Here is a 26,494-nt window from a genome sequence, read left to right on the forward strand (position 1 = left end):
AGGGCGCCGCCCTGACTCCCTCCTCCGCCTTGCGATGCACGGCACCAGACCCCGCTCCCTGATCCGGCCTGATCCAAACGAAAGACCCTAGCTCGCCACCCTAACCAGCGATCCGGGCCCGGATGTACGGAATCTCCGACTCCGTCCGGCTCAACCCCGGTACGTCTCCAGGAGCCGCAGCCACACCTCGCTGATCGTCGGATACGCCGGAACCGCGTGCCACAGCCGGTCGATCGGGACCTCGCCCGCGACCGCGACCGTCGCCGAGTGGAGGAGTTCGCCGACACCGGGACCCACGAAGGTGACGCCGAGGAGGATCTCGCGGTCCAGGTCGACGATCATGCGGGCCCGGCCCCGGTAGCCGTCGACGAAGAGACCCGAGCCCGCGACGGACGCGAGGTCGTAGTCGACGGCGCGGACCCGATGGCCCGCCGCCTCGGCCTCGGCCAGCGAGAGACCCACGGCGGCGGCCTCCGGGTCGGTGAAGACGACCTGCGGCACGGCCGCGTGGTCGGCGGTCGCCGCGTGCGCGCCCCAGCGGTCCGTCTCCAGGAGCGGCACCCCCTGGGCCCGCGCGGCGATGGCGGCGCCCGCGATCCGCGCCTGGTACTTGCCCTGGTGCGTGAGCAGCGCCCGGCGGTTGACGTCACCGACCGCGTAGAGCCAGGAGTGTCCTTCGACCTGGCACGAGTCGTCCACGGTGAGCCACGACCCGGGCGCCAGGCCGATCGTGTCGAGGCCGAGGTCGTCGGTGCGCGGGGCGCGGCCGGTGGCGAACAGCACCTCGTCGCCCTCGATGCGCTCGCCGTCGTCCAGCGTGACGGTGACGGTCGCCCCGTCGCGTACCACCGAGGTCGCCGATGTGCCCATACGGACATCGGCCCCCGCCTCGCGCAAGGCGTCGGCGACCAGTTCACCGGCGAACGGCTCCATGCGCGGCAGCAGCCTGTCACCGCGTACCAGCAGGGTGACCTGGGAGCCCAGCGCCTGCCAGGCGGTCGCCATCTCGACGCCGACCACGCCGCCACCGATCACCACGAGCCGCCCCGGCACCCGGTCCGCGCTGGTCGCGTCACGGCTGGTCCACGGCTTGGCGTCGGCGACGCCCGGAAGGTCGGGCACCACCGCGCGGGTGCCGGTGCTCACGGCGACCGCGTGGCGCGCGGTCAGCACCTGGACCTCGCCGTCCGAACCGGTCACGGTGACCCGGCGCGGCCCGTCGAGCCTGCCCTGCCCCCGGTAGAGCCGGGCCCCGGTGCCGTCGAGCCAGGTGACCTGCCCGTCGTCCTTCCAGTGCGAGACCTGCTCGTCCCGGTGGGCGAGGACGGCACGGGCGTCCAGCGGCCCCTGCACCGCCTGGACGAGGCCGGGCGTGCGGCGCGCGTCCGCGCGCGCGATGGCGGGGCGCAGCAGCGCCTTGCTGGGCATGCACGCCCAGTAGGAGCACTCGCCGCCGACCAGTTCGCTCTCGACCACCGCCGTGCTCAGCCCCGCCGCCCGGGTCCGCTCGGCGACGTTCTCCCCCACCGGGCCCGCGCCCAGCACCACCACGTCGTACTCGATCGTTTCCGTCATGGGGTCAGTCTGGTCGCAGGTGTGCCCCGTGGCCACACGGGTACGCGCGCGGGGAAACGCGTCGCGGTACGGCGCGCGGAATAGGCCGCCTCCCGGTGCCGTTGTGCAAGGCGGCGTCACCGGACCAGTAACCGGACACCAGGAAGAGGGATGCAGGACATGACCAGCACCGTGGAGCTGACCAAGGAGAACTTCGACCAGACGGTCACGGAGAACCCCTTCGTGCTGATCGACTTCTGGGCGTCCTGGTGCGGACCGTGCCGGCAGTTCGCGCCCGTGTACGAGAAGGCCGCCGAGGCCAACCCGGACCTGGTCTTCGGCAAGATCGACACGGAGGCGCAGCCGGAGCTTGCCCAGGCGTTCGGCATCCAGTCGATCCCGACCCTGATGATCGTGCGCGACCAGGTCGCCGTCTTCGCCCAGCCGGGCGCCCTTCCCGAGTCCGCTCTGGTGGACGTCATCGGGCAGGCCCGGAAGCTCGACATGGACGACGTCCGCAAGTCCATCGCGGAGGCCGAGGCCAAGGGCGAGGGCCCGCAGAGCGCCTGACCGGGCGCGGCGTCGCCCACAAGACCGCAGCCGGTACGGCCGGCGCCCCGTTGTGATCCCCGGGGCGCCGGCTGTCGTGCGTGGTCAGAAGGGGTAGCCCGCCACATCCCCCCGTACCGTCGTCCACCGCAGATCCGTGAACGCCTCCAGGTTGGCGTCGCCGCCGAACCGCGCGCCCGTGCCGGAGGCGGCGACCCCGCCGAACGGCGCCACCGCCTCGTCGTTCACCGTCTGGTCGTTGATGTGGGCGATGCCGGTGGGTATCCGGTCGGCGAGCGCGAGACCGCGCGCGGTGTCGCGCGTGACGATGCCCAGCGACAGGCCGTACTCGCCCGCCGACGCGAGGGCAGCCGCCTCGTCCACGGTGGTGAAGGACCGTACGGGCGCGACGGGTCCGAAGACCTCCTGCGCGTAGGCGGGTGTGTCGTCGTCCACGCCCGCGAGGACGGTCGGGCGGTAGAACAGGTCCTCGTGGGTGCCGCCCGCCGCGAGCTTCGCGCCGCGTGCCGTGCTGGACTCCACCAGGCCGTGGATCTTGGCGAGCTGGCCGCCGTCGATGACCGGTCCCAGGTGGACCTGGTCGCGGTGCGGGTCACCGACGGCCAGGGAGTCGGCCTTGGCGGCGAGCCGTTCCACGTACTCCTCGTAGAGCGAGGCGTGCACGAGGTGGCGGCCCGTCGTCATGCAGATCTGGCCCTGGTGGAAGAACGAGCCCCAGGCCGCCGTAGAGATGACGGCGTCGATGTCGGCGTCCTCCAGGACGACGAGCGCCGAGTTCCCGCCGAGTTCCAGGTGCGCGCGCTTGAGATGGCGGCCCGCCGCCTCGCCGACGGCGCGGCCCGCCCCCGTCGAGCCGGTGAACGAGATCACGGGCGTACGCGGGTCGGCGACGAGCGCCTGTCCCGCTTCCGCGCCGCCGGGCAGGACGTGCAGCAGCCCCTCAGGCAGCCCGGCCGCCGCGAACACCGCCGCGAGCGCCAGCCCCCCGCAGACGGCCGTACGTGGGTCCGGCTTGAGGACGACCGCGTTGCCGAGGGCCAGTGCCGGGGCCACCGAGCGGATGGAGAGGATCAGCGGGGCGTTGAACGGGGCGATGACCCCGACCACACCGACGGGGACGCGGCGCGTGTACGAGAGGCGGGGTGCCTCGCTGGGCAGCACCTGTCCGGCGGGGCGGGAGGCCAGTGCGGCGGCCTCGTAGCACTCCTGGGCGGCGACGTGCAGTTCGAAGTCCGCCTTGCCGGGTATCGACCCGGACTCGCGGACCAGCCACTCCCGCAGTTCGTCGGCGTGCGCCGTGAACAGGTCGCCCGCTGCCCGCAGCACGGCGGCCCGCTCGAAGTGCGGCAGGCCCGCCCAACTGGGCTGCGCGCCCGCGCCGGCCTCCGCGGCGGCCGTGACATCCGGCGGCGACGCGAGCGTGACGGTGCCCAGGGTGTCACCGGTGGCGGGCTCGGTGACGGCGTACGCACCGCCCGACAACGTGCGGGACTGCCAGTTCTGCGGGTCGAGCAGGGCCATACCGGATCTCCGATCGGTCACATGTCCATGGATCTACGGATTACGGATCTGCGGATCAGTGGTCGGGCTCCGCCCGGCCAGTGGCGCGCGTCTCAGCTCGACTCCCGCCGGACCACGGTCGCGCCGAGGAGTTCCCTGACGAGCGGCGCGGTGCCGGGGTCGCGGACCACCCGGTCGACGAGTTCGGCGAGTTCCTGACCGGACGGCAACTCGATGCGGACGGTGCTGAGTCGGGGACGCAGCAGCCGGCCGAGCATGAGGTCGTCGGCGCCGACCACGGCGGTCTCGTCCGGCACCCGGACCCCTTCGTCCTGGAGCGCCCGCATCAGCAGCATCGCGTACTCGTCGTTGTACGCGAACACGGCGTCCAGGCCGAGGGAGCGCCAGCGGCCCGCGAGCCGGGCGGCGGCCGACTCGTCGTAGGCGAGCGGCAGTTCCACGACCGAGGCGCCCAGGCTCTCCGCCGCCTCCCGCACGCCGTCGGCGCGGGGGCGGGCGAACTCTTCGAGTCCGGACTCCTCGGGGATCACCACTCCGATCCGGCGGCGGCCCGGTGCCGCGAGATGGGTGCCCGCGCTGCGGCCCACCTCGCGCTGGTCCATCAGCATCGCGTGCGCGCCGTCGACCTGCGTGGGCCCGAAGGTGACGACCGCTCGGGCGCCCGACCGCTTCAGTAACGCGACGCCCTCCGGGCCGAGTTCACGGGCGCCGGGCGCGAGGACCGCCACCGGTCGCAGCTCGGCCCAGGCGCGCGCCGCCTCGTCTCCGGCCAGCCCGACCAGGCCGTACTGCACGACCGTGTAGTCCAACCGGCCCAGTGCCCACTGGAGTTCGCTGAGGAACCGGCTGTAGAGCGGGCCGACGGGCACGTTCGGTGTGGGCATGAGGACCATACGGCTGTGTCCCGCGCGCAGACTGCGGGCCGCCGCGTGCGGTACGTAGCCGAGTTCCTTCGCCGCCTCGCGGACCCGGCGCCGGGTGGGTTCGCTGATGCGGACGGCGCTGGTGTTGTTCAGGACGTACGAGACGGTGGCCCGCGAAACGCCCGCGAGCCGGGCGACATCGGCGCTGGTCGGCACGGGGCCGTGGGGCCGGGCGGGCGACCAGGGGGCGGGGGTGGTGGTGGCGGGCGTCGGAGGTGAGGCCAGCGAGGCCAGCGGGGAGGACGGTCGCGCGGGCTCCAGCGGCACCGGGTGGGACGGTTCGCGCGCCTGAGGCGGCGGGGCCTCACGCCCGCGGCGCGGCGGCGGCGAGGGCTGCCGCGGAGGCGGCGGGGCGGACTCCCGCGGGACGGGACGGGGCTGCTCACGCGGCGGCGCGGGCTCTCGCGGCACCGGAAGTCCGGCCTCTCGCGGTAAGGACTGCGCGGGCTCCCGTATGACGGGCTGCTCGGGTATCTGCACCATGACGCACCGCATCCTTCCATGGCTTGGCACAGCGTTTTCGGCCTACCTGGAACCGGCCATGGTCATCAAGGAATTGGGTCTACTCTGCGGTAACCTTGCCGCACCCGAAGCCCCGTGCCCCCGGCGCCTACCGCCAACAACCCTCCAGGTCAGGCGAGTTGACCGACGCAGCACCGACCCGGATCCGGGCAACGCACCGTAGGGTGTGGCCATGGGCGAGCCGTCGATGGTGGGGTTGATGGGACGCGTGACCGGCACGATCGGGCCCGGTCTGGTCGGTGAGGTGATCGTCCGGATCCGTGGCGGCGCCGAGCACTTCCTCGCCTACCCGGCGTCCGGGCAGGAGCGGATCGAGACGGGCACCGTGGTCATGATCGTGGAGCATCTGCCGCCGCGCACGGTATATGTGGCGCCGGCGTACGTCGGCTGACCACTGACGGCTGACGACTCACGACTGACGGCCCGACACCGGCCCTGTCCGCGCCCCCGCAACGGTCTCGCAACGCCTCCGCGTCAAGATTGCGGCAAGGATCCGTCAGCGTCTTCTCGCGGCCCTTGCCCAGGAGCACACTCCCGACGTTCGGTGCCGACAGGGCACCAGGCCAAGGGGGCGAATGCCGATGTTCGTCGGCGTCGTGGCGGGGGCAGCGGTCCTCGCGCTGATCGTGGTGGTGACCTTGTTCAAGTTGATGTGGCGGGTCGCCGAACCCAACGAGGCTCTGATCATCTCCGGTTCCAAACACCGCACCGAGGGCCTTGAGGAGGGCATGGGCTTCCGGATCGTGACGGGGCGCGGAACGCTCGTCCTGCCGGGCGTCCAGGCGGTGCGCAAGCTGTCGCTCGACCTCAACGAGACCGAACTGTCCGTGGACTGCGTGACCCACCAGGGCATCCCGCTCAAGGTGCGGGGCGTCGTCATCTTCAAGGTGGGCGACGACTTCGTGTCGATCGCCAACGCGGGGCGCCGCTTCCTCGACCAGCAGAAGCTGATGGCGGAGCGGGTGCACAACGTCTTCGCCGGTCATCTGCGGTCCATCGTCGGCGGGTTGACGGTCGAGGACATGATCCGGGACCGCGAGAAGCTGACCGGGCAGACCCGGGCGGCGTGCGGCACCGAGATGGAGAAGCTCGGGCTGATCGTGGACTCGCTCCAGATCCACGAGATCGAGGACCCCACGGGGTACATCAAGAACCTGGCGATGCCGCACGCGGCGGCCGTGCAGCGGGACGCCCGGATCGCACAGGCGGAGGCCAACCGGCTGGCCACGGAGGCGGAACAGGCCTCGTTCGCACGGATGGCGGAGGCCACCCGGGACAGCGAGATCCTTCAGGCCGGCTATCAGGCGGAGCGCGACAAGGCCGGCGCCAAGTCGCGGCAGGCGGGGCCGCTCGCCGACGCGGCGGCCCGGCAGGAGGTCGTCGTCCAGGAGACCCGGGTCGCCGAACTGGAGGCCCAGCGGCGCGAACAGCAGCTCCAGGCCGACGTACGCAAACCGGCCGACGCATCGGCGTACGAGAAGCGGACCCTGGCCGAGGCCGAGCGCGACGCCCGGATCTCGGCGGCGCAGGCCAAGGCGAAGGAGACCGAACTGGCCGCGAGCGCCGAGGCGACCCGGGTGAAGGCGGCGGCTGCCGCCGAGGCCCAGGCGACCGAGGCGCGCGGCGCGGCGGCGGCGACGGCGACCCGGGCGACCGGTGAGGCGGAGGCGGCGGCAGCGCGGGCGAAGGGTCTGGCGGCGGCCGAGGCGACCCGGGCGCAGGGTCTCGCGGAGGCCGAGACCATCAAGGCGCGCGCGGCGGCGCTCGCCGAGAACCAGGAGGCGGTGGTCGCGCAGCAACTCGCCGAGAACTGGCCGCAGATCGTCGCGGCGGGCGCGGGCGCCTTCAGCAGCGTGGACCACATGGTCCTGCTGAACGGCGCCGACGGTCTCTCCGACCTGTTCGCGAAGGCACTCACCATGGGCGGTACGGGACTTGGCCTGGCCCGGCAGTTGCTCGCCTCGATGAACGAGACGAGCGGGGCGAACGGGACGGGCGAGATGGAGGGCCGGGGCGGCGGCGCGGCGGCGGTCAACGGCTTCCCCGGGACGGCCCCCCTTACCCAGAAGGTGCCCGTGCAGGACGAGGAGGTCTGACGGGGAGGGCGGTGGCCGGTGCGATCGGCCACCGCTCTACCGTGACCGCGTGACTGCCTACCGCGAGAACCAGCCCGCCGCCGAGCCCGCCACCGAGACCCCGGGCCGCAGTGGCCCGACCGCCACCACCGAGGCGGAGCCGCACTCCGTCGGCCGGGTGCGTACAGCGTACGCACCGGAGCACGACGGCGATCCCGATCCCGGCGAGATCGTCTGGACGTGGGTACCGTTCGAGGAGAACGACGGCCGCGGCAAGGACCGGCCCGTGCTCGTCGTCGCCCGCGAAGCGGCCGGCACCCTGCTGGCCGTACAGCTGTCGAGCAGGCGGCACGATCACGACCGGGAGTGGGTGCCGATCGGCAGCGGGCCGTGGGACCGAGAGGGCAGAGACTCATGGGTGGATCTGGACCGGGTGCTGCGCCTGCACGAGGACGGCATGCGCCGGGAGGCGTGCGCGCTGGACCGGATGCGGTTCAATCTGGTGGTCCTGCGGCTGCGGGAGCGCTACGGCTGGACCTGACGGGCGCCGCCACGCGCGCCCGCGCACACTCCCCCGCGAACCTCCGCACACGCCTCCGTACGCACCCCCGCACACACCCCCATACACACCTCCGACGAACAGAGGTTCGACGGCCGATGTGCGCTCTTGTGCGGTTCGCGAGGAGCGTCTTGGCTGGGACGAGTGCCGCCCCGGGCCACCCCCGGCCCGGCCGGCCCATGGTTCTCCACCCGAGGATCAGGAGGATCCCGACATGACCGAGGGAGACGACTGTACGCGGTCCGGACCGTTGCCCACGGATGCCGACGTGGAGGCACTCGTCCACGGCATCTGCTTCAAGACCGGGCCGCCCCGCACCGTCGGAGTCGAGCTGGAATGGCTGGTCCACACCCCCCGCGCGACGCACGACCCCGTACCACCCGCCCGCCTCGAAGCGGCCTATGCCGCACTGCGGGATCTGCCCCTGAGTTCGGCGCTCACCGTCGAACCCGGCGGCCAGCTGGAACTGAGTTCCGCTCCCGCCGCTTCCCTGCTGGAGTGCGTGTCGGCCGTATCGGCCGACCTCGCCGCCGTACGCGGCCTCCTGCGCTCCCGGAACCTCGTCCTCACCGGGCTCGGCACCGACCCCTGGCGTCCGCCGTCCCGGCTGCTGCGCGAGCGGCGCTACGACGCGATGGAGACCTATCTGGACCGAACGGGCCCGGCGGGCCGCCGGATGATGTGTTCGTCGGCGTCCGTTCAGGTGTGTCTGGACGCCGGGTACGAGGAGCCGGGACCGCTCGGACTCGGCCACCGCTGGCGGCTGTCCCATCTGCTGGGGCCCGTCCTGGTGGCGGCGTTCGCGAACTCACCCCTGTGCGACGGTCACCCGACCGGCTGGCGCTCCACCCGGCAGGCCCTGTGGGCCGGGATAGATCCGGGCCGCTCCGCCGCGCCGCCGCTGGACGCGGAGCCCCGCTCCGCGTGGGCCCGGCACGTCCTGGACGCCCCGGTGATGTGCGTACGCACCGACGACGGGCCCTGGCTCATCCCCGAGGGTCTGTCCTTCCGTGACTGGATCCGCGGCGGCGCGCCCCGGCCGCCGACCCGCGACGACCTCGACTACCACGTCAGCACCCTGTTCCCGCCGGTACGGCCGCGCGGCCATCTGGAGCTCCGGATGATCGACGCCCAACCGGGTGATGACGGCTGGATCGTCCCGCTCGCCGTGGTGACCGCGCTGTTCGACGACGCGCAGGCCGCCGAGACGGCGTACCGGTGCGTGAAGTCCCTGGCCGAACGGGCGGGCCCGCTGCCCGCGCCCTGCAACGAACTGTGGCTGACCGCCGCACAGCTCGCCCTCACCGACCCGGAGCTGCGGGACGCGGCGGTGACCTGCTTCACCGCCGCGCTCGAAGCGCTGCCCCGGATCGGCGCGGGCCAGGAGGTACGGGACGCCGTGGCCGCGTACACCGAGCGGTACGTAGCCCGCGGCCGGTGTCCCGCCGACGATCTGATCGAACGATTCCGCGCGCACGGGAAGGACCTGCTCCCATGACCGAGTCCGCCACCACGACCACCGATCCCGAGGCGCTGCGGACCCTCGCCAGGTCGGCGCTGCTCAGCGCGCGCGACCGTACCGCGCTGCTCACGGACTCCGTCGAGGACGCCGAACTGACCGCGCAGGTGTCGCCGTTGATGTCGCCGCTGGTGTGGGACCTCGCGCACATCGGCAACCAGGAGGAGCAGTGGCTGCTACGGGCGGTCGCGGGCCGGGACGCGATACGGCCCGAGATCGACCCGCTGTACGACGCGTTCGAGCATCCGCGCGCCGAGCGCCCCTCGCTGCCGCTGCTGCCTCCGGCGGAGGCCCGCCGCTATGCCGCCGAGGTACGCGGCCGGGCGCTCGACGTGCTCGACGCGCATCCGTTCCACGGGTCGCCGCTGACCGACGCGGGCTTCGCGTTCGGCATGATCGCGCAGCACGAGCAGCAGCACGACGAGACGATGCTGATCACGCACCAGCTCCGCACCGGGCCCGTCGCGCTGACGGCACCGGACCCGGACCCGGATCCCGGCTTCACCGGACCCGCCGAAGTCCTCGTCCCCGGCGGCCGGTTCACCATGGGTACCTCCACGGAGCCCTGGGCGCTGGACAACGAACGCCCGGCGCACCACCGGCTCGTCCCGCCGTTCGTGATCGACACGACGCCGGTGACCAACGGCGCGTACCGGGCGTTCGTCGAGGACGGCGGGTACGACGACGAGCGCTGGTGGGATCCGCGTGGCTGGGACCACATCCGCGCGCACGAGATCACGGCGCCGCTGTTCTGGCGCCGCGAGGGCGGGCAGTGGCTGCGCCGCCGGTTCGGTGTGACCGAGCCGGTGGTGGCGGACGAACCGGTGCTGCACGTCGGCTGGTTCGAGGCCGACGCCTACGCGCGCTGGGCGGGCCGCAGGCTGCCGACGGAGACCGAGTGGGAGAAGGCCGCCCGGTTCGACCCGGCGACCGGCCGCTCGACGCGCTACCCGTGGGGCGACGCCGATCCGACGCCCGAGCACGCGAATCTGGGCCAGCGGCATCTGCGCCCTGCGGTCGCGGGCAGCTATCCGAAGGGCGCTTCCCCGCTGGGTGTACGGCAGTTGATCGGGGACGTCTGGGAGTGGACGTCGAGCGATCTGCTGCCGTATCCGGGGTTCGTCGCGTTCCCGTACCGCGAGTACTCGGAGGTGTTCTTCGGCGGTGACTACAAGGTGCTGCGCGGTGGCTCGTTCGCCGTCGGCGCGGTGGCCTGCCGGGGGACGTTCCGGAACTGGGACCATCCGGTGCGGCGGCAGATCTTCTCCGGGTTCCGTACCGCCCGGGACGTCACGCCCGCCGACGGCGTGGCCGACGGTGTGCGACCGGAGGGTGCCTGATGTGCCGTCATGTCGCCTATCTGGGGCCGGAGATCGCGCTCGGCGAGATCCTGGTCGAGCCGCCGCACGCCCTGTACCGCCAGTCCTGGGCGCCCCGGCAGCAGCGCCACGGCACGGTGAACGCCGACGGGTTCGGCGTCGGCTGGTACGCGGCCGGGGATCCGGTGCCCGCGCGCTACCGGCGCCCGGGGCCCATCTGGGGTGACCAGTCCTTCGCCGATCTGGCCCGGGTCGTCCGCACCCGGGCGCTGCTCGCCGCCGTGCGGGACGCGACGCAGGCGGGCGCGGACGGTGAGGCCGGCGCCGCGCCCTTCGCTTCGGGGCCCTGGCTGTTCAGCCACAACGGCGCCGTCGCGGGCTGGCCGCACTCCCTCGCCGGGCTGTCCGCCGCGCTGCCGCCCGCCGCGCTCCTGTCCATGGAGGCCCGCTGCGACTCGGCCCTCATATGGGCGCTCGTGCTGCACCGCCTCACGGCGGGCGACACGGCGGGCGAGGCGCTCGCCGACACCGTCACCGAGACAGCCGCCGCGGCACCCGGTTCGCGGCTCAACCTGCTGCTCACCGACGGCGACACCGTCGCGGCGACGGCCTGGGGCGACACGCTCTGGTACCTCGCCGCCCCCGGAAGCGGCACGGTCGTCGCCTCCGAACCGTACGACGACGACACGCGCTGGCGGCAGGTGCCCGATCACACCCTGCTCACCGCCGACCGCGCCGAAGTCCTGCTGACCCCGCTCAAGGAGCACGCCGCGTGAGCCCGTTCCGCACCACCCGCATCCTGCCCGAGGACGCCACAGGCGCCGCACTGCGCGCCGATGTCCTGGGCGGACTGTCCCGTACCCCCAAGTCGCTGCCGCCGAAGTGGTTCTACGACGCGCGCGGCAGCGAACTCTTCGAGGAGATCACCGAACTTCCCGAGTACTACCCCACGCGCGCGGAGCGCGAGATCCTGCTCGACCGGTCCGCCGAGATCGCCGCCGCGACCGGGGCGCACACCCTGGTCGAGCTGGGCTCCGGCTCCTCCGACAAGACCCGGCACCTCCTGGACGAGCTGTCGGCGCTACGGATGTACGTACCCGTGGACGTCAGCGAGAGCGCCCTCGTGCACGCCGGTGAGGCGCTGATCGCGGAGCGCCCGGGGCTCGACGTGCACGCCCTGATCGCCGACTTCACGCGCGGGATCACGCTCCCGGACACCCCGGGCCCCCGGCTGATCGCGTTCCTCGGCGGCACGATCGGCAATCTGCTGCCCGCCGAACGGGCGGAATTCCTGTCCTCGGTGCGGTCCCTGATGTCACCCGGCGACGCGTTCCTCCTCGGCACCGACCTGGTGAAGGACGAGTCGGTGCTGGTCGCCGCGTACGACGACGCGGCGGGTGTGACGGCGGCGTTCAACAAGAACGTGCTCACCGTCGTCGACCGCGAACTCGGCGCCGACTTCGACCCGGACGACTTCGCGCATGTCGCCCTGTGGGACCGGGACCACGAGTGGATCGAGATGCGGCTGCGCGCCCGCACCGCGCTGACCGTGAAGGTCCCCGCGCTCGACCTCGCCGTCGATTTCGCGGCCGGCGAGGACTTGCGCACGGAGATCTCGGCGAAGTTCCGCGAGGAGGGCGTACGGGCGGAACTCGCCGCGGCCGACCTGGAGCGCACCCACTGGTGGACGGACCGGGGAGGGCGGTTCGCTCTGTCGTTGAGCATGGCGCGGTAGCGGGCGCGTTAGCGGGCGCTGAGGGTGCTGGAGGTGCCCGAGGGTGCCTCGCCGTCCCGTCGGGCCGTCAGAAGCGCTCTAGGAGCCGCTCAGCGCCCTGGTGATGGCCTCCGACGCGGCCCGTGCCTCGGTCTTCGGGTCGCCGCCCGCCAGTACCTTCGACATGTACGCCTTGATGGGGTTGTCCGCCTCGACGGATGCCCAGACCGGCGAGTTGGGCGTCGCGCGGCCGTGCGCGGCGCCCTCCGCCATGGCCGCGACGCCCGGCTCACCGGCGACGGCGGGCGCGAGCGTCGTCTTGTTCGGCACGTAGTCCATGGTCCTGGCGAGGTCGGTCTGCCACTGCTCGCCGGCCAGCGCCTCGATGACGGCGACCGCGGCTCTTCGGTCGCCGGTGTTCTCGGGGACGACGAGGTCGGAGCCGCCGGTGAAGACGGGGCAGGGCCGGTTCGCGGACTTGCCGGGGATCGGGAAGAAGCCGAGCTTGCCCTTGAGGTCGGGGTTCTTCTGCTCGATGGTCCGGGCGGCGCCGGGCACGGCGATGATCTGGGCGACGTCCCCGCGCGCGAACACCTCGGCCTGGGGCGGGTGTTCCTCGTCGGCGTCCTTGGGTCCGTCGCCGAGCGCCTGGAGGCGGCCGTAGAAGTCCATGCCGCGCAGCGCGGCGGCCGATTCGAGGGTGCCTTCCCAGCCGCCGGACCGGTCGCTGGCGAGGTCGCCGCCCTCGTCCCAGATGAAGCCGGAGAGGGTGTACCAGTCCTGACCCGCGAGGTAGATGCCCTGGGTGCCGCCGTCGTTGAGCGACTTGGTGAGGGAGAGCCATTCATCGCGGGTGGTCGGGTTCTTCTTCACGCCGCCGCGCTCGAACAGGTCCTTGTTGTAGATGACGACCCGGTTGGCCGCGTACCAGGGGATGCCGTACTGGCGGTTGTTGAAGCGGCCGGGTTCGGCGAGGCCGGGCAGCCAGTCGTCCATGCCGAGGTCGCGCGCGGACTCCAGGGTGAGTTCGAGGAGGCCGCCCTGGTCGACGTACTGCGCGACCTGGGTGTTGCCGACCTCGATGACGTCGGGCCCCCCGCCCTCGGTGGATTCGAGCGCGGCGGCGACCTTCTCGCCGATGCCCGTCCACTCCTGGATGCGGATGTCGAGCTGGAGTTCGGTGTGTTCCTCCTCGAACGCGGTCGTGAAGCGCTTGAGGAACGCGTCCGACGCGCTGCCCTTCATCATCCAGACGGTGACCGTGCGCCGCCCGCTGTCCCCTCCCGGCAACAGACCGCAGCCTGTGGTGAGGGCGGCGGTGGAACCCAGGGCGAGGGAGAGGAGGGTACGGCGGCGGGGCATCACGTGGTTCGCTTTCTGCTGCCTGCGGACAGGGCGGATCGAACCCGACGTGGGGGGACGGGCACCTCGTTCGGGTGCCCATACGGGTGGGCAGGAGTTTGGTATGTACCAAGCCGCAGGTCAAGAGGCTGGGCGCGGTCCGGACGATTACGGTGGAGTGACACCCCGCGCCCAGGCGGAGAGGAGACCCCTCCATGTCCGACCACACCTACCGGGTCACCGAGATCGTCGGCACCTCCCACGAGGGCGTCGACCAGGCAATTCGCAACGGGATCACCCGGGCGTCGCAGACGCTGAGGAACCTGGACTGGTTCGAGGTGACCCAGGTGCGCGGCCAGATCGAGAACGGGCAGATCGAGCACTATCAGGTGGGCCTCAAGGTGGGCTTCCGCATCGACGAAGGGGACTGAGACCCCAGGGCGGGCGTCACGTTCGGCCCTCGCGCTCCTGGGCGTCCTTGAGCGCGGCCGACTCGACGGCCCACCGCGCGCGGACGACCCGCACCCCGGCCCGCTCGGCCTCGTCGCACACCAGCTCGTCGTCGTCCACGAAGACCCGGATCTCACGCTCACGGGCCAGACGGCGCAGGATCTCCGGCTTGGTACGGCGGGCGGGGCGGCGGTCGTCGTTCCGGCGCATCCAGATCCGGCCGTCCGGCAACCCCTGTGCGGCGAGCCAGGCGACGGTGTCCGCGCGGCACCGCTCGGGGCGGCCCGTCAGATAGGCGACCTCGCACTCGCGCGCGTACTCCAGCGCCAGGGCGACGCCTTCCGGCAGCGGCGGGTCGTCGGGCGCCGCGGCGAAGAAGGCGGTCCAGTCGCGCGGCGACCGTTCGAGGAACCGCTGCCGGTGCGCGGTGTCCGCGAGGGTCCCGTCCAGATCGAACAGGGCCAGTGGCCTGGTATTTTCCGTCACGGGACCACCCTATGCGGGGCCGTGGGAAGGGCCGTGGGCCGGGGTGCTTGCCTGGGTGCGTGCCGGGGTGCGGGAATCCTGGCGCGGCCCGGACGTTGAAGGAGTCGTGAGTGCTCTGATCGCATCGACCCCGCTGTCGTTCCTGGACCGTTCCCGTACCCGTGAGGGCCATGACGCCCCGGAGGCGCTGCGGGACACCGTGGCGATGGCGCGGGATGTCGAGCGGCTGGGGTATCACCGCTTCTGGGTCGCCGAGCACCACGGGGTGCCCGGGGTCGCGGGGTCGGCGCCGACGGTGCTCGCCGCCGCGGTCGCCGCGGCCACCCGGACGATCCGCGTGGGCACCGGCGGGGTGATGCTGCCGAACCACCGGCCGCTGGTCGTGGCCGAACAGTTCGGCGTCCTGGAGTCGCTGTTCCCCGGCCGGATCGACATGGGTCTGGGCCGCTCGGTGGGGTTCACGGACGGGGTGCGCAAGGCGCTGGGCCGGGACAAGGACGACGCGGAGGACTTCGCGGGGCAACTCGCCGACCTCCTCGGCTGGTTCCGCGGCACCTCGCCGACCCGGGTGCACGCGCGCCCGCCGGAGGGCCTGACCGTGCCGCCGTTCGTCCTGGCGACCGGCGAGGGCGCGCTGGTCGCGGCCGATGCCGGGCTCCCGCTGGTGGTCGGGGACTTCCGGGGGCGTGAGCGGATGCTGCGCGCGATCGACCGCTACCGGGAGGCGTTCCGCCCGTCGGAGTGGGCCGCCGAGCCCCATGTGACGGTGTCGGGCACGGTGGCGGTCGCCGCGACCGAGGAGGCCGCCCGCCGTCTCCTCGTACCGGAGGCGTGGTCGATGGCGTACTCGCGCACCCACGGCACCTTCCCGCCGCTCCTGCCCGCCGAGCACGTCGAGGAGCTGTGGGCGGCGGGGCGGATGACGGAGAAGGAGCGCGGTTTCTACGAGTCCGGGCTGCGGGGCCATGTGTACGGGACCGAGGAGCAGGTGACCGAGGAGCTGGAGACGCTGCTCAAGGAGAGCGGGGCGCAGGAGATTCTGGTCACGACGAGTACGTACGACCGTACGGCCCTGCTGGACTCCCTGCGGAGGCTGGCCCGCCTCGCGGGACGGACCGCCCCCTAGAACCGATCCCGCCACCCTCCGGTCAGTGAACGGCGGTGGGTGTGCGACCCGGACCCCGCAGTGGCCTGAGGCGGGGGCGGCGGGCCGCCGGTGCCGGAATGCGGTACGGCGCGGGATGCGGGGCCCGTACGCCGGTCACCGACATCTCGGCGGCGGCCGTGAGTTCACGCCTGTGCGCGACCGCGCCGGCCGCGAGCACCGGCCTGACCTCTACATCGGCGACGAGCCCGCGTGCGGTCGCGACCCGCCACAGCGAGGCGCCGAGACTGTCCTCGCCGACGAACGCGGGCGCGGTGCTCGGAACCCCGCCGTCCGTGCGGTAGGCGAGCCGGACCGGCTGCACCGGGACGCCCGCGTCCAGCGCCGCCTGGAACACGGCGCGCCGGAAGGGGCCTTGGGCCCGGCCGCACCAGGTGCTGCCCTCGGGGAAGGCGGCGACGGCCGCGCCGCGCCGCAGCGCCGACGCGATCGTGGCGACCGTCCCGGGCAGGGCGCGCAGCCGGTCGCGGTCGATGAAGAGGCTGCCGCCGAGTGCGACGAGCGCCCCGGCGACCGGCCAGGCCCTGATCTCCGTCTTGGCGAGCATCCGGGCGGGCCGGACCGCCGCGAGCAGCGGGATGTCCAGCCACGAGATGTGGTTGGCGACGAGCAGCACTCCCCCGTCCGGCACGGCGGTACCGGTGACCCGTAGGCGTATGCCCATGGCCCGCACCAGCATCCGGCACCAGCGCCGCACCAGCCGGTCGCGCCGCGCGGGCGCGCAGCGGGCGACCACCGGGATCAGGGCGATCCCGGTGGCCAGGACGGTCAGGAACGCCAGTAGCCGCAGCACGGCGCGCGGTACGGCGGTACCGGAACGGGCGGGCGCGGCGCACGCCTGCGGGGTGCAGGGTGCGCTGGGCAGCCAGACGCTCACCAGGCCGGGACGAGCGAGAGGAAGTGGCGCAGGTAGCGGGGGTTGACGCGGCGCATCGACAGCAGGACGTACAGGTCGGCTACGCCGAACTCCGGGTCGTGCGCGGCGGGGCCGCACACCCAGGCGCCGAGGCGCAGGTAGCCGCGGAGCAGGGCGGGCAGTTCGGTGCGTCCCGCGGGCCGTACGACGCCCTCGGCGGTCCAGGGGCGCAGCGGCCGTACGCGGTACTCCTCGGGCGCGAGGTGCTTGTCCTGGACGCGGTCCCAGGTGGCGGCGGCGAGGGCGCCGCCGTCGGCCAGCGGCACGGAGCAGCAGCCCGCCAGCCATTCGTGGCCGCCCGCGATCATGTACCGGGCGATGCCCGCCCAGATCAGACCGATCACGGCGCCGTCGCGGTGGTCGGGGTGCACGCAGGAGCGGCCGACCTCGACCAGGTTCGGGCGGATGGTGTCGAGCCCGGTGATGTCGAACTCGGTCTCGGAGTAGATCCGGCCCGCGACGGCGGCGCGCTCGGGCGGCAGCAGCCGGTAGGTCCCGACGACCTGCCCGGTGGTGTTGTCACGGACCAGGAGGTGGTCGCAGTACGCGTCGAACGGGTCGATGTCGTGCCCCGGCTCCGGGGTGGTGAGCCGGGCCCCCATCTCGCCGGCGAAGACGTCGTGGCGCAGGCGCTGCGCGGCCCGCACGTCGGCCTCGTCGCGGGCGAGGGTCACCGTGTAGCGGTTTTCGGCGGCCGGGGGTGTGGGCGCCGGGGGCGCGACCGGGGTGGGGAGGGTGGGGACGGTCATGGGACTCTCCTGGTCCAGGCATGAGCGGTGCACGGGCACGAGCAGATCACGGGGGCCGTGGGGAGATCGGCCCCTGGTTACCGTTGTGCCGGTGTTCGCTGGCGTGGACGTGACTCAGGATGAGCGTCGCGGTGTGGGGCTGTTGAATGGCTGGGGGCGGGGGCTTTCCTTCCGGTACTCCCCCGCCACCTGCCGCGACGTGCCGCCCTCGTACGGGTTACCTGCGGCCCGTGCCCTTGACGGCTCGCAGCCACTCCTTGTTCATCGAGGTGATCGAGAAGAGCGGGATGCCCTTGGGGCAGGCCGTGGCGCACTCCCCGGCGAGGGTGCAGCCGCCGAAGCCCTCGTCGTCCATCTGGGCGACCATGTCGAGGACCCGGGTCTCGCGTTCGGGCGCGCCCTGGGGCAGGACGTTCAGGTGGTTGATCTTCGCCGAGGTGAACAGCATCGCCGCGCCGTTGGGGCAGGCCGCCACGCACGCGCCGCAGCCGATGCACTCGGCGTGCTCGAAGGCGAAGTCGGCGTCCGGTTTGGGCACGGCCGTGGCGTGCGCCTCGGGCGCCGCGCCGGTCGGCGCGGTGATGTAGCCGCCCGCCTGGATGATCCGGTCGAAGGCCGAGCGGTCCACGACGAGATCCTTCACGACCGGGAACGCGGAGGCGCGCCACGGCTCGATGTCGATCGTGTCGCCGTCCCGGAACGACCGCATGTGGAGCTGGCAGGTGGTGGTGCGTTCGGGCCCGTGGGCGTCGCCGTTGATGACGAGGCTGCACGCGCCGCAGATGCCCTCGCGGCAGTCGTGGTCGAAGGCGACGGGGTCATCGCCTTTGAGGATCAGCTCCTCGTTGAGGGTGTCGAGCATTTCCAGGAACGACATGTCGGCGGAGACGCCGTCCACCTCGTACGTGGACATCGCGCCGTCGGCGCCGGCGTTCTTCTGGCGCCAGACGCGCAGGGTGAGCTTCATGCGTAGCTCCGCTGAGTGGGGTGGACGTACGCGAAGACGAGGTCTTCCTTGTGCAGGGTGGGGGCGGCGCCGGTCCCGGTGAACTCCCAGGCCGCCGCGTACGAGAACAGGTCGTCGTGGCGTTCGGCCTCGCCGTCCGGGGTCTGGGACTCCTCGCGGAAGTGGCCGCCGCAGGACTCGGCGCGGTGCAGTGCGTCGAGGCACATCAGCTCGGCGAGTTCCAGGTAGTCGACGATCCGGTTGGCCTTCTCCAGGGACTGGTTGAACTCCTCGCCGGTGCCGGGGACCTTGATGCGGCGCCAGAACTCCTCGCGGATCTGCGGGATGCGCTCCAGGGCCTTGCGCAGCCCCGTCTCGGTGCGGGCCATGCCGCAGAACTCCCACATCAGCTCGCCGAGTTCACGGTGGAAGGAGTCGGGCGTACGGTCGCCGTCGACGGCGAGGAGGAGGCGCAGGCGGTCCTCGGTGTCGGCCACGGCCTCCTGGACGGCGGGGTGCTCGTCGGTGACGGCCGTGTGGTGGGGGTTGCGGGCGAGGTAGTCGTTGATGGTGGAGGGCAGCACGAAGTAGCCGTCGGCGAGGCCCTGCATCAGCGCGGACGCGCCGAGCCGGTTGGCGCCGTGGTCGGAGAAGTTGGCCTCACCGATCGCGAACAGGCCGGGCACGGTGGTCTGGAGGTCGTAGTCGACCCAGAGGCCGCCCATCGTGTAATGCACGGCGGGGTAGATCCGCATCGGCACCTCGTACGGGTTCTCGGCGGTGATCCGCTCGTACATGTCGAAGAGGTTGCCGTACTTCTCCTCGACCTTCGCCTTGCCCATGCGGGTGATCGCGTCCGCGAAGTCGAGGTAGACGCCCTGTCCGCCGGGGCCGACGCCGCGGCCCTCGTCGCAGACGTTCTTCGCGGCGCGTGAGGCGATGTCGCGGGGGACGAGGTTGCCGAAGGACGGGTAGATCCGCTCCAGGTAGTAGTCGCGCTCGTCCTCGGGGATCTCGTTCGCGGGGCGGGTGTCGCCCTGCGCCCTGGGCACCCAGATCCGGCCGTCGTTGCGCAGGGACTCGCTCATCAGCGTCAGCTTGGACTGGTGGTCGCCGGTGCGCGGGATGCAGGTGGGGTGGATCTGGGTGAAGCAGGGGTTCGCGAAGAGGGCGCCGCGCCGGTGCGCGCGCCACACCGCCGTCGCGTTGGAGTTCATGGCGTTGGTCGACAGGTAGAAGACGTTGCCGTAGCCGCCTGACGCGAGGACGACGGCGTCGGCGAAGTACGTGTCGATCTTCCCGGTGATCAGGTCGCGGGCGACGATGCCCCGGGCCCGGCCGTCGACGACGATCAGGTCGAGCATTTCGGTGCGGGCGTGCATCTCGACATTGCCGGCGGCGATCTGCCGCGACAGCGCCTGGTACGCGCCGAGCAGGAGCTGCTGGCCCGTCTGGCCGCGGGCGTAGAAGGTACGGGAGACCTGGACGCCGCCGAAGGAGCGGGTGTCGAGCAGGCCGCCGTACTCACGGGCGAAGGGCACGCCCTGGGCGACGCACTGGTCGATGATCTCGACGGAGATCTGCGCGAGGCGGTGGACGTTGGACTCGCGGGCCCGGAAGTCGCCGCCCTTGACGGTGTCGTAGAAGAGGCGGTGCACCGAGTCGCCGTCGTTGCGGTAGTTCTTCGCGGCGTTGATGCCGCCCTGCGCGGCGATGGAGTGGGCGCGGCGCGGGGAGTCCTGGTAGCAGAACTGGACGACGTGGTAGCCCTGTTCGGCGAGGGTCGCGCCCGCCGAGCCGCCGGCCAGGCCCGTGCCGACGACGATGACGGTGTGCTTGCGGCGGTTGGCCGGGTTGACCAGCTTCGCCTCGAAGCGGCGGGTGTCCCACCGCTCGTGGACGGGCCCCTGGGGCGCCTTGGTGTCGGCGACCGGCGCACCGGTCGTGTACTCGGCATAGCTCATGTCAGCTCACCAATCCGGTCATGACGCCGACGGGCACGGCGACGAAGCCTGCCGTCAGCAGCAGCGCGAGGACGTTGGCGACGGTCTTCAGGGCGCGGTCCCGGCCGCGGCTGCCCGCGCCGAGGGTCTGCGCGGCGCTCCAGAACCCGTGCCGGACGTGCAGCCCGAGGGCGAGCATCGCGCCGATGTAGACGGTGTTGCCGTACCAGGTGGAGAAGGTGTCCACGACGTTCTGGTAGGGGCGGCCCTGCTCGAAGCCGCCGGGGTGGGCGGTTCCGGTGGTCAGGTCGAGGATGTGCCAGACGATGAACAGGGCGAGGATGATCCCGCCCCAGCGCATGGTCCGGGTGGCATAGCTCGCGCGCGGCTTCTTGTGCACGTACTTGCTGGGGCGCGCCCTGAGGTCGCGGCGGCTCAGCTGGTACGCGGAGACGGCGTGGGCGACGACGGCGACGACGAGGACCACGCGGACGACCCACAGGGCCCACTCGTAGTGCAGGAGCGGCTCGCCGAGGGTGCGCAGCCAGTGCGCGTACTCGTTGAAGGAGCCGGCGCCGAAGAAGATCTTGAGGTTGCCGAACATGTGGGCGACCAGGTACGCCAGCATGATCAGGCCGCTGACGGCCATCACGGTCTTCTTGCCGACGGACGAGTCCCAGAGGTGACGCGTCATGGACGGCCGTCGGTCCGTCCGTGTTGCCAGTGCCATGTCACGCACGGTAGGCCGGGGGCACCCGATCGGTCCAAGACATGGAACGGCTCATTTCCATAGGCTCCCCCTATCGTGGCTGTACGGTGGCGGTATGCAGTTGCAGCAGCTCCAGTACTTCGTCGCGGTCGCCGAGACCCGGCACTTCACGCGGGCCGCCGAGCACGTACATGTCGCCCAGCCCTCGCTGTCGCAGCAGATCCGGTCGCTTGAGCGGGAGTTGGGGGCGGATCTGTTCCTGCGGGCGCGCGGGAACATCACGCTGACGGACGCCGGTGAGGCGCTGCTTCCGCTGGCCCGGCGGATCCTCGCGGACGCGGACACGGCCCGGCACGAGGTCCAGGAACTGGCCCAGCTCCGGCGCGGCCGGGTCCGCCTCGGGGCGACCCCGAGCGTCTGTACGGGGCTGCTCCCCGATGTGCTGCGCGCCTTCCACGACCGGTACCCCGGGATCCAGCTGATGATCGAGGAAGGCGGCTCCCACGATCTGGTCCGGGAGCTGGCGCGGGGTGCGCTCGATCTGGCGCTGGTGGTACTGCCGCTGCCGACGCCGTCCCCCGCGCTGACCACCGTGGAGGTGCTGCGGGAGGACCTGGTGGTGGTGTCGTCGCCCGACGCGCAGGCGCCGGGGCGCGGCAGGACGGTACGCATCCCCGATCTGGAGGGCGAGCGGATGGTGATGTTCCGGCACGGTTACGACCTGCGGGAGCTGACCGTGGCAGCGTGTCGCGCCGAGGGCTTCGAGCCGGACTTCGCGGTCGAGGGCGGCGAGATGGACGCCGTACTGGGGTTCGTACGGGCCGGACTGGGCGTGGCCGTCGTCCCGCGCATGGTCGCCACCCGCGCGGGCCGTGGCCTACGGGTGACACCCCTGGCCCGCCCCGGCCTCCACCGCACGATCGCCCTGGCCCACCGAAGCGACGTGGCGCCGCCGAGGGCGGCACGGGAACTCCAACGGATGCTCTTGCTCTTGCAGAGAGCTGACCGGTGACCTGAGGCCCCGCTGCGCGGGCCGTCCCGCCCGAGGCCGTCGCGAACACCGCCGGACCCTCACCGTCGTGGCCGTTCGCCGCCGCGGCGGAAAGAATGGAGCGCAGGAGCGCTCCCCACCATGGGTGCTCTCCCCGCCCGTACCCTTCCCTCCGCGTCAGCCCGTCGCGTCCACCAGGGCCAGGTCGTGGAGGCGGTCCGGGGGGCCCGGACGGGCGTAGTACCAGCCTTGGGCCGTGTCGCAGCCCAGGTCGCGGAGTTGTTCGGCCTGGGCTCCGGTCTCCACGCCCTCGACCGTGACCGCGAGGTCCAGGCTGTGGGCGAGCGAGACGATGCCCTCGACGATCTTCAAGTCGACCGGATCCGCGGGGTACTGCTGCATGCCCTGCGTGAAGGAGCGGTCCAGCTTGAGGACGCTCACCGGGAGCCGGCGCAGATTGGCCAGGTTCGAATAGCCCGTACCGAAGTCGTCCAGGGCGATGTCGACGCCCATCTCGGCGAGCCGTCGCAGCGGTTTGAGCAGGTCGTCGTCGGCGCCGATCAGCGCGGACTCGGTGACCTCCAGGCACAGCGCGCCGGGGGCGAGCCCGGCCCGCTCCAGGATCTCGACCGTGTCGGAGACGAGCCCGGGGTGGGTGAGCTGGCACGGCGACAGGTTCACATTGATCCGCAGCGGCCCGGCGGGGTCGACGCCGTACCGCTCCTGCCAGACGCAGGCCTGCCGTACGGACTCCTCCAGGACCCAGCGGCCGAGCGGCACGATGAGCCCGGTGCGTTCGGCCAGCGGGATGAACCGGTCGGGCCCGAGCACCCCGTGCTGCGGATGCGACCAGCGCACCAGCGCCTCGGCCCCGCTGACGCTGCCGTCGCCGAGGTGTACCAGCGGCTGGTACTCGATGAAGAACTCACCGCGCTCCAGCGCCGCGGGCAGCGCCGTGGTGAGCCCGTGCCGGGTGATCGTCCGGGCGTCGGCCTCGTCGTCGGCCATCTCGTAGCGGTTGCCGCCCGCCGACTTGGCCCGGTACATGGTGATGTCGGCGCTGCGCAGCACCTCCGCCGCGCCGCGCTCCCCGGCCGGGCCCTCCACGATGCCGATGCTGCCGCGCACGGTGAGTTCCCGGCCGTCGAGCCGGATCGGGGTCGCCAGGGCGTTCAGGATGCGCCCGGCGAGTTCGTCCACCTCGGACTCGGTGTCGGGGCCGGTGGTGAGGGCCACGAACTCGTCGCCGCCGAGCCGGGCGACCATCTCGCCGGGCGCGGTGGCGCACGCCTGGAGGCGGTCGGCGACCTCGACCAGGAGCCGGTCCCCGATGGCGTGTCCGAGGCTGTCGTTGATGGTCTTGAAGCCGTCGAGGTCGAGGTAGCAGAGCCCGAAGCGCATCCCCTCGCCGGCGGACAGCGCCTTCTCCAGACGCTCGAAGAACAGGGTCCGGTTGGGCAGCCCGGTGAGGGCGTCGTGGGTCGCCTCGTACCGCAGCCGCAGATTGAGCAGGCGACGCTCGGTGGTGTCCTCGATGAGGGCGAGCTGGTACTGCGGGCGGCCGTCCGTGTCCCGCAGCAGGGACACCGTCAGATTCGTCCACAGGGCGGTGCCGTCGGGGCGCTGGAACGCCTTCTCGATGCGGTAGTGCTCGCGGTCGCCGCGGATGAGTTCCTTGTAGAGCTGCCAGACCTGCGGCGGATCGTCGGGGTGGGTCCACTCCACGACCTTGCGCCCGCGCACCGTACGCTCGCCGGCGCCGAACATCCGTACAAGGGCGTCGTTCACTTCGAGGACGGTGCCGTCGAGCGCGGCGATGCCGATCCCTATGGCGGCGCCCTCGAAGACGGCGCGGAAGCGGGCCTCGCTGGCGTGCAGGGCGTCGGCCACGGAGGTGTGGGCGTTGAGCGCGGCCTTCGCGATGGCCTCCTGCTCGACGAGGGTGCGCTCGCGCAGGGCGTGGGCGAAGCCGGCCGCCGCCGCGTGCTGGAGCCGGGCCGAGCGGGCCTGCAACTCCTCCTGGGAGCCGTCGCCGCCGCAGTACAGCACGAGGTACGCCTCGACCACGTCGAGGGTGCGGCTCAGCGCCTCCGGGTCGGTGCAGTGCCCTTCCACGAGGGCGGCGCCGACGGCCTTGCCCTCGGCGGCGTCGAAGGCGCGGGCCCGCAGCGCGTCCCGCAACCGCCGGGCGAGCGGCAGCAGTTGGTCCGCCAGCTCGGGGCGGGTCACCGAGGTCGCCGTGACCGGATAGATCGCCCGGCTCCAGATGGTGGCGAACCTGCGGAGTCTGTCCTCCGGACCGTCCGGCTCCGCGGTCACGCCTTGCGCCCCACGCCCACGAACCCGGAGAAGGAGTACGGATCCTCCTCCTCGGGAGCGGTGTCGGGCCGCCAGCGGGACATCGGCACGAGCCCGGGTTCCACCATGTCGTATCCCTCGAAGAACCGCGCGATCTCTTCGCGCGTGCGCATGATCAGTGGGTTGCGTATGTCTTTGTAGACGTTGACGGTGCCCGCGGCCTGCTCCTGCTCGACCGGAATCCCCTCGTAGGCCGCGTGTGTGACGACGAACAGACTGCCCGGTGCGAGCGCGTCCCGCAGCTCTGCGACAGCAGCGTACGGATCGTCCCTGTCCTCGACGAAGTGCAGGACCGCGACGAGAAGCAGGGCCACGGGCCGGTCGAGGTCGATGAGCCGGTCGACCTGTTCGGCGGTCAGGATCTCACGGGGCTTGCGCAGATCGGCCATGAGGACGTCAGCTTCTTCGTTTCCGTCCAGGACGGCCCTGCTGTGCGCTACGGCCACGGGGTCGTGGTCGACGTAGACGACGCGGGAGCCGGGGCCGGCCGCCTGGGCGACCTCGTGGACGTTGCCGAATGTGGGGATTCCTGAGCCGATGTCCAGGAATTGTGTGACACCCTCGGCCACCGCGAAACGGACGGCGCGTCGCATGAAGGCACGATTCGCCTGCATGATCTTCGGGAGCCCCGGAAGGAACTCCATGGCTTTGCGGGCCGCTTCCCTGTCGACCTCGAAGTTGTGCGAACCGCCCAGGTAGAAGTCGTAGATCCGGGACACGCTCGGCACCGAGATGTCGATGCCCGGTGGAGCCCAGACGGGTCGGTCCATCACAGTCTCCTAGGCGTTGGCGATCCGGTGTTCGAGCTGAGGCTACTGATCGCCCGCCAACGGAGCGAGCCAAAACGGAAATTGGCGGTCCGTTCTCGGTCACTGCCACCGGCACGTGCCGATGGAACAAAGATGGGAACTGGACAGAAACAACTCGAAAGGCTCCGAAGCATTGCGAAGTCTTCCGAAGAGAACCGAAAGAGCCGGTCCGTACCTTCCGTAGCGGTGCGGAAGGAACGGACCGGCGGTCCTACGGGCCGGGGGAAGGGGGCCGGGAACCTGTCGTCGTGGCTACTTGGTCACACCGATCGGCTTGCCGGTGGGCGAGACGGCGTACCAGGTGCCGCCCACTCCCTGGCCGTTGGTGTCGCCGGGGGCCTTGTCGTTCGCAAAGGTGTAGATCGGCCAGCAGTTGACGGTCATCTGCTTGACGCCGTCCGGGCGCGTGAAGCTCATCAGGCCCTTCTTCTGGACGCCCTTGGTGTCGTTCTTGTCGACGGGGGCGACCGCGGGCCACTTCTCGATGCAGGCGCCGGTGCAGTTGGACTTGATCGGCCACGCCGAGTCCTTCATGAAGCGGTAGACCGTCATCCCGTTCTTGTCGACGACGATCTCACCGAGCTTCGGGTCGTTACGGGTCGACAGGCCCGGCAGATCGGCGGCGGCCTTGGCCTTGCTGCCGTCGGGGGCCGACGCGAACCAGGTGCCGCCCACGCCCTGCCCGTTGGCGTCGCCGGGCTTGGTGTCCTTCGCGTAGCGGTACATCGGCCAGCCGTCGAGGGTGAGCTGCTTGGTGCCGTCGGTCCTGGTGACCTCGCCCAGGAGGGTCTCGTCGACCCCGGCCGCGGGCTCCGCGCCGTCGGCGGGCACCGCGGGCCAGGCCGTCGCACAGTCCCCGTCACAGTTGGACTTCGGGGGCTGGGCCGTGTCCTTGTCGAAGCGGTAGAGGGTGAATCCGGCGTTGTCCGTGACGACCTCGCCGAGTTCCTTGCTGTCCCAGACGGCGAGTTGGCCCGCCGCCTTCGTGTTGCCCGCGGCTGCCGCGTCCTTTCCGTCGGCGCCGGCGCCCGCCGTGGCCGCCGCGTCGCCGCTGCCCGAGCCGTAACCACCCGCCGCCGGGGCGGCGTTGCCCACGTTCTGCCCGTTCGTGGGCTGGTCGCCGCCGTTCTCCTGACCGCACGCCGTCGTCAGCGCCAGCACGGCCGCAGCTGACGCCACGAGTGAAGCGCTCCGCCAGGTCTTCATGGTGAACTCCTGCTTCCCGCTGAGCGGTTGTGCGGCGCGGGGTGCGCCGCTCGTGGCCCTAGGTACGGCCCGGGGTGGGCCCGGCGTTCAACCGGCGCGCGGATTTCTTTGCGCGCCGGTGCGCGGACCCGAGTCCCGTCCACCGGTCC

Annotated in this window: 24 protein-coding genes; 11 read left to right on the forward strand and 13 right to left on the reverse strand. The window is 72.1% G+C overall.

The window, feature by feature from the left end; genetic code table 11:
- Positions 1-150 precede the first annotated feature (150 nt).
- Positions 151-1,575 (reverse strand): dihydrolipoyl dehydrogenase family protein, encoded by a 1,425-nt coding sequence (locus ACIQNU_RS33950; protein ID WP_401373719.1) that lies wholly within the window; start codon positions 1,573-1,575, stop codon positions 151-153.
- A 159-nt stretch (positions 1,576-1,734) separates the two neighbouring features.
- Between ACIQNU_RS33950 and trxA the strand changes: the two genes are divergently transcribed.
- Positions 1,735-2,124: a thioredoxin gene (trxA, locus tag ACIQNU_RS33955; RefSeq protein WP_401373720.1), complete on the forward strand. Its 390-nt coding sequence runs from the start codon at positions 1,735-1,737 to the stop codon at positions 2,122-2,124.
- Positions 2,125-2,208: 84 nt separating this feature from the next.
- On the opposite strand, the gene ACIQNU_RS33960 is transcribed toward trxA, so the two are convergent.
- Both ACIQNU_RS33960 and ACIQNU_RS33965 read right to left on the reverse strand, forming a co-directional pair.
- Positions 2,209-3,645: an aldehyde dehydrogenase family protein gene (locus ACIQNU_RS33960; protein WP_401373947.1), complete on the reverse strand. Its 1,437-nt coding sequence runs from the start codon at positions 3,643-3,645 to the stop codon at positions 2,209-2,211.
- A gap of 92 nt (positions 3,646-3,737) precedes the next feature.
- A complete protein-coding gene (locus ACIQNU_RS33965; protein WP_401373950.1) occupies positions 3,738-4,724 on the reverse strand; it encodes a LacI family DNA-binding transcriptional regulator in 987 nt (328 codons plus the stop codon).
- A gap of 538 nt (positions 4,725-5,262) precedes the next feature.
- Here ACIQNU_RS33965 and ACIQNU_RS33970 point away from each other — a divergent pair.
- The 7 genes from ACIQNU_RS33970 to egtD all read left to right on the forward strand — a co-directional run bounded on the left by ACIQNU_RS33970 (position 5,263) and on the right by egtD (position 12,297).
- Positions 5,263-5,481: a hypothetical protein gene (locus ACIQNU_RS33970; RefSeq protein WP_401373722.1), complete on the forward strand. Its 219-nt coding sequence runs from the start codon at positions 5,263-5,265 to the stop codon at positions 5,479-5,481.
- A 184-nt stretch (positions 5,482-5,665) separates the two neighbouring features.
- The gene (locus ACIQNU_RS33975; protein ID WP_401373723.1) at positions 5,666-7,186 is read left to right on the forward strand and encodes a flotillin family protein; all 1,521 of its coding nucleotides are present in this window, start codon (positions 5,666-5,668) and stop codon (positions 7,184-7,186) included.
- A gap of 49 nt (positions 7,187-7,235) precedes the next feature.
- Positions 7,236-7,706, forward strand: coding sequence for a type II toxin-antitoxin system PemK/MazF family toxin (locus tag ACIQNU_RS33980; protein WP_401373724.1), 471 nt, complete (start codon positions 7,236-7,238; stop codon positions 7,704-7,706).
- 232 nt (positions 7,707-7,938) lie between these two features.
- Positions 7,939-9,222 (forward strand): ergothioneine biosynthesis glutamate--cysteine ligase EgtA, encoded by a 1,284-nt coding sequence (gene egtA, locus ACIQNU_RS33985; protein ID WP_401373725.1) that lies wholly within the window; start codon positions 7,939-7,941, stop codon positions 9,220-9,222.
- A complete protein-coding gene (gene egtB / locus ACIQNU_RS33990; protein ID WP_401373727.1) occupies positions 9,219-10,583 on the forward strand; it encodes an ergothioneine biosynthesis protein EgtB in 1,365 nt (454 codons plus the stop codon). Before egtA ends, egtB begins: the two co-directional genes overlap by 4 nt.
- Positions 10,583-11,338, forward strand: a complete 756-nt coding sequence (egtC, locus tag ACIQNU_RS33995) for an ergothioneine biosynthesis protein EgtC (protein ID WP_401373729.1) — start codon at positions 10,583-10,585, stop codon at positions 11,336-11,338. The genes egtB and egtC overlap by 1 nt, the downstream gene beginning before the upstream one ends.
- Positions 11,335-12,297, forward strand: coding sequence for an L-histidine N(alpha)-methyltransferase (gene egtD / locus ACIQNU_RS34000; RefSeq protein ID WP_401373731.1), 963 nt, complete (start codon positions 11,335-11,337; stop codon positions 12,295-12,297). The genes egtC and egtD overlap by 4 nt, the downstream gene beginning before the upstream one ends.
- Before the next feature lie 78 nt (positions 12,298-12,375).
- Here egtD and ACIQNU_RS34005 read toward each other — a convergent pair whose 3' ends face one another.
- On the reverse strand, positions 12,376-13,638 hold the full coding sequence (locus ACIQNU_RS34005) for an extracellular solute-binding protein (protein ID WP_401373732.1): 1,263 nt from the start codon (positions 13,636-13,638) through the stop codon (positions 12,376-12,378).
- A gap of 194 nt (positions 13,639-13,832) precedes the next feature.
- Here ACIQNU_RS34005 and ACIQNU_RS34010 point away from each other — a divergent pair, with 194 nt between their 5' ends.
- A complete protein-coding gene (locus ACIQNU_RS34010; RefSeq protein WP_401373734.1) occupies positions 13,833-14,048 on the forward strand; it encodes a dodecin in 216 nt (71 codons plus the stop codon).
- Positions 14,049-14,064: 16 nt separating this feature from the next.
- On the opposite strand, the gene ACIQNU_RS34015 is transcribed toward ACIQNU_RS34010, so the two are convergent.
- Entirely contained in the window at positions 14,065-14,553 is a 489-nt protein-coding gene (locus ACIQNU_RS34015; RefSeq protein WP_401373736.1) for a hypothetical protein, read from the reverse strand.
- Positions 14,554-14,659: 106 nt separating this feature from the next.
- Between ACIQNU_RS34015 and ACIQNU_RS34020 the strand changes: the two genes are divergently transcribed.
- Entirely contained in the window at positions 14,660-15,679 is a 1,020-nt protein-coding gene (locus ACIQNU_RS34020; protein ID WP_401373737.1) for an MsnO8 family LLM class oxidoreductase, read from the forward strand.
- A 22-nt stretch (positions 15,680-15,701) separates the two neighbouring features.
- Here ACIQNU_RS34020 and ACIQNU_RS34025 read toward each other — a convergent pair whose 3' ends face one another.
- From ACIQNU_RS34025 to ACIQNU_RS34045, 5 genes are all read right to left on the reverse strand, one after another.
- Positions 15,702-16,595 carry a lysophospholipid acyltransferase family protein gene (locus ACIQNU_RS34025; protein ID WP_401373739.1) on the reverse strand — a complete coding sequence of 298 codons (894 nt, stop codon included), beginning with the start codon at positions 16,593-16,595 and terminating at the stop codon, positions 15,702-15,704.
- Complete coding sequence (locus ACIQNU_RS34030) at positions 16,592-17,383, reverse strand: GNAT family N-acetyltransferase (RefSeq protein ID WP_401373740.1); 792 nt, start codon at positions 17,381-17,383, stop codon at positions 16,592-16,594. Before ACIQNU_RS34030 ends, ACIQNU_RS34025 begins: the two co-directional genes overlap by 4 nt.
- Positions 17,384-17,600: 217 nt before the next feature.
- A complete protein-coding gene (locus tag ACIQNU_RS34035) occupies positions 17,601-18,350 on the reverse strand; it encodes a succinate dehydrogenase/fumarate reductase iron-sulfur subunit (protein ID WP_401373742.1) in 750 nt (249 codons plus the stop codon).
- Complete coding sequence (locus ACIQNU_RS34040) at positions 18,347-20,293, reverse strand: fumarate reductase/succinate dehydrogenase flavoprotein subunit (RefSeq protein ID WP_401373743.1); 1,947 nt, start codon at positions 20,291-20,293, stop codon at positions 18,347-18,349. Before ACIQNU_RS34040 ends, ACIQNU_RS34035 begins: the two co-directional genes overlap by 4 nt.
- A gap of 1 nt (position 20,294) precedes the next feature.
- Positions 20,295-21,002, reverse strand: a complete 708-nt coding sequence (locus ACIQNU_RS34045; protein WP_401373745.1) for a succinate dehydrogenase — start codon at positions 21,000-21,002, stop codon at positions 20,295-20,297.
- A 94-nt stretch (positions 21,003-21,096) separates the two neighbouring features.
- On the opposite strand from ACIQNU_RS34045, the gene ACIQNU_RS34050 reads away from it, so the two are divergent.
- A complete protein-coding gene (locus ACIQNU_RS34050; protein ID WP_401373747.1) occupies positions 21,097-21,993 on the forward strand; it encodes a LysR family transcriptional regulator in 897 nt (298 codons plus the stop codon).
- Between the two features lie 156 nt (positions 21,994-22,149).
- Here the strand turns inward: ACIQNU_RS34050 and ACIQNU_RS34055 are convergent, their stop codons facing one another.
- The 3 genes from ACIQNU_RS34055 to ACIQNU_RS34065 form a co-directional block, all read right to left on the reverse strand.
- On the reverse strand, positions 22,150-24,291 hold the full coding sequence (locus ACIQNU_RS34055) for a putative bifunctional diguanylate cyclase/phosphodiesterase (RefSeq protein ID WP_401373748.1): 2,142 nt from the start codon (positions 24,289-24,291) through the stop codon (positions 22,150-22,152).
- A complete protein-coding gene (locus ACIQNU_RS34060; RefSeq protein ID WP_401373750.1) occupies positions 24,288-25,100 on the reverse strand; it encodes an SAM-dependent methyltransferase in 813 nt (270 codons plus the stop codon). The genes ACIQNU_RS34055 and ACIQNU_RS34060 overlap by 4 nt, the downstream gene beginning before the upstream one ends.
- Positions 25,101-25,391: 291 nt before the next feature.
- On the reverse strand, positions 25,392-26,345 hold the full coding sequence (locus ACIQNU_RS34065) for an SCO0930 family lipoprotein (RefSeq protein ID WP_401373752.1): 954 nt from the start codon (positions 26,343-26,345) through the stop codon (positions 25,392-25,394).
- Between the last annotated feature and the right edge of the window lie 149 nt (positions 26,346-26,494).

This window comes from Streptomyces sp. NPDC091292 (genome assembly GCF_044757265.1).
Classification (GTDB): Bacteria; Actinomycetota; Actinomycetes; order Streptomycetales; family Streptomycetaceae; genus Streptomyces.

Coding starts and splice junctions, on each gene's coding strand:
- egtB (WP_401373727.1), top strand. CDS start 9,219: ATGACCGAGTCCGCCACCACGACCACCGATCCCGAGGCGCTGCGGACC.
- ACIQNU_RS34060 (WP_401373750.1), bottom strand. CDS start 25,100: ATGGACCGACCCGTCTGGGCTCCACCGGGCATCGACATCTCGGTGCCG.
- ACIQNU_RS33960 (WP_401373947.1), bottom strand. CDS start 3,645: ATGGCCCTGCTCGACCCGCAGAACTGGCAGTCCCGCACGTTGTCGGGC.
- ACIQNU_RS33950 (WP_401373719.1), bottom strand. CDS start 1,575: ATGACGGAAACGATCGAGTACGACGTGGTGGTGCTGGGCGCGGGCCCG.
- ACIQNU_RS33975 (WP_401373723.1), top strand. CDS start 5,666: ATGCCGATGTTCGTCGGCGTCGTGGCGGGGGCAGCGGTCCTCGCGCTG.
- ACIQNU_RS34045 (WP_401373745.1), bottom strand. CDS start 21,002: ATGGCACTGGCAACACGGACGGACCGACGGCCGTCCATGACGCGTCAC.
- ACIQNU_RS34065 (WP_401373752.1), bottom strand. CDS start 26,345: ATGAAGACCTGGCGGAGCGCTTCACTCGTGGCGTCAGCTGCGGCCGTG.
- egtC (WP_401373729.1), top strand. CDS start 10,583: ATGTGCCGTCATGTCGCCTATCTGGGGCCGGAGATCGCGCTCGGCGAG.
- ACIQNU_RS34010 (WP_401373734.1), top strand. CDS start 13,833: ATGTCCGACCACACCTACCGGGTCACCGAGATCGTCGGCACCTCCCAC.
- ACIQNU_RS34030 (WP_401373740.1), bottom strand. CDS start 17,383: ATGACCGTCCCCACCCTCCCCACCCCGGTCGCGCCCCCGGCGCCCACA.
- ACIQNU_RS33970 (WP_401373722.1), top strand. CDS start 5,263: ATGGGCGAGCCGTCGATGGTGGGGTTGATGGGACGCGTGACCGGCACG.
- trxA (WP_401373720.1), top strand. CDS start 1,735: ATGACCAGCACCGTGGAGCTGACCAAGGAGAACTTCGACCAGACGGTC.
- ACIQNU_RS34005 (WP_401373732.1), bottom strand. CDS start 13,638: ATGCCCCGCCGCCGTACCCTCCTCTCCCTCGCCCTGGGTTCCACCGCC.
- ACIQNU_RS34035 (WP_401373742.1), bottom strand. CDS start 18,350: ATGAAGCTCACCCTGCGCGTCTGGCGCCAGAAGAACGCCGGCGCCGAC.
- egtA (WP_401373725.1), top strand. CDS start 7,939: ATGACCGAGGGAGACGACTGTACGCGGTCCGGACCGTTGCCCACGGAT.
- ACIQNU_RS34040 (WP_401373743.1), bottom strand. CDS start 20,293: ATGAGCTATGCCGAGTACACGACCGGTGCGCCGGTCGCCGACACCAAG.
- ACIQNU_RS34050 (WP_401373747.1), top strand. CDS start 21,097: ATGCAGTTGCAGCAGCTCCAGTACTTCGTCGCGGTCGCCGAGACCCGG.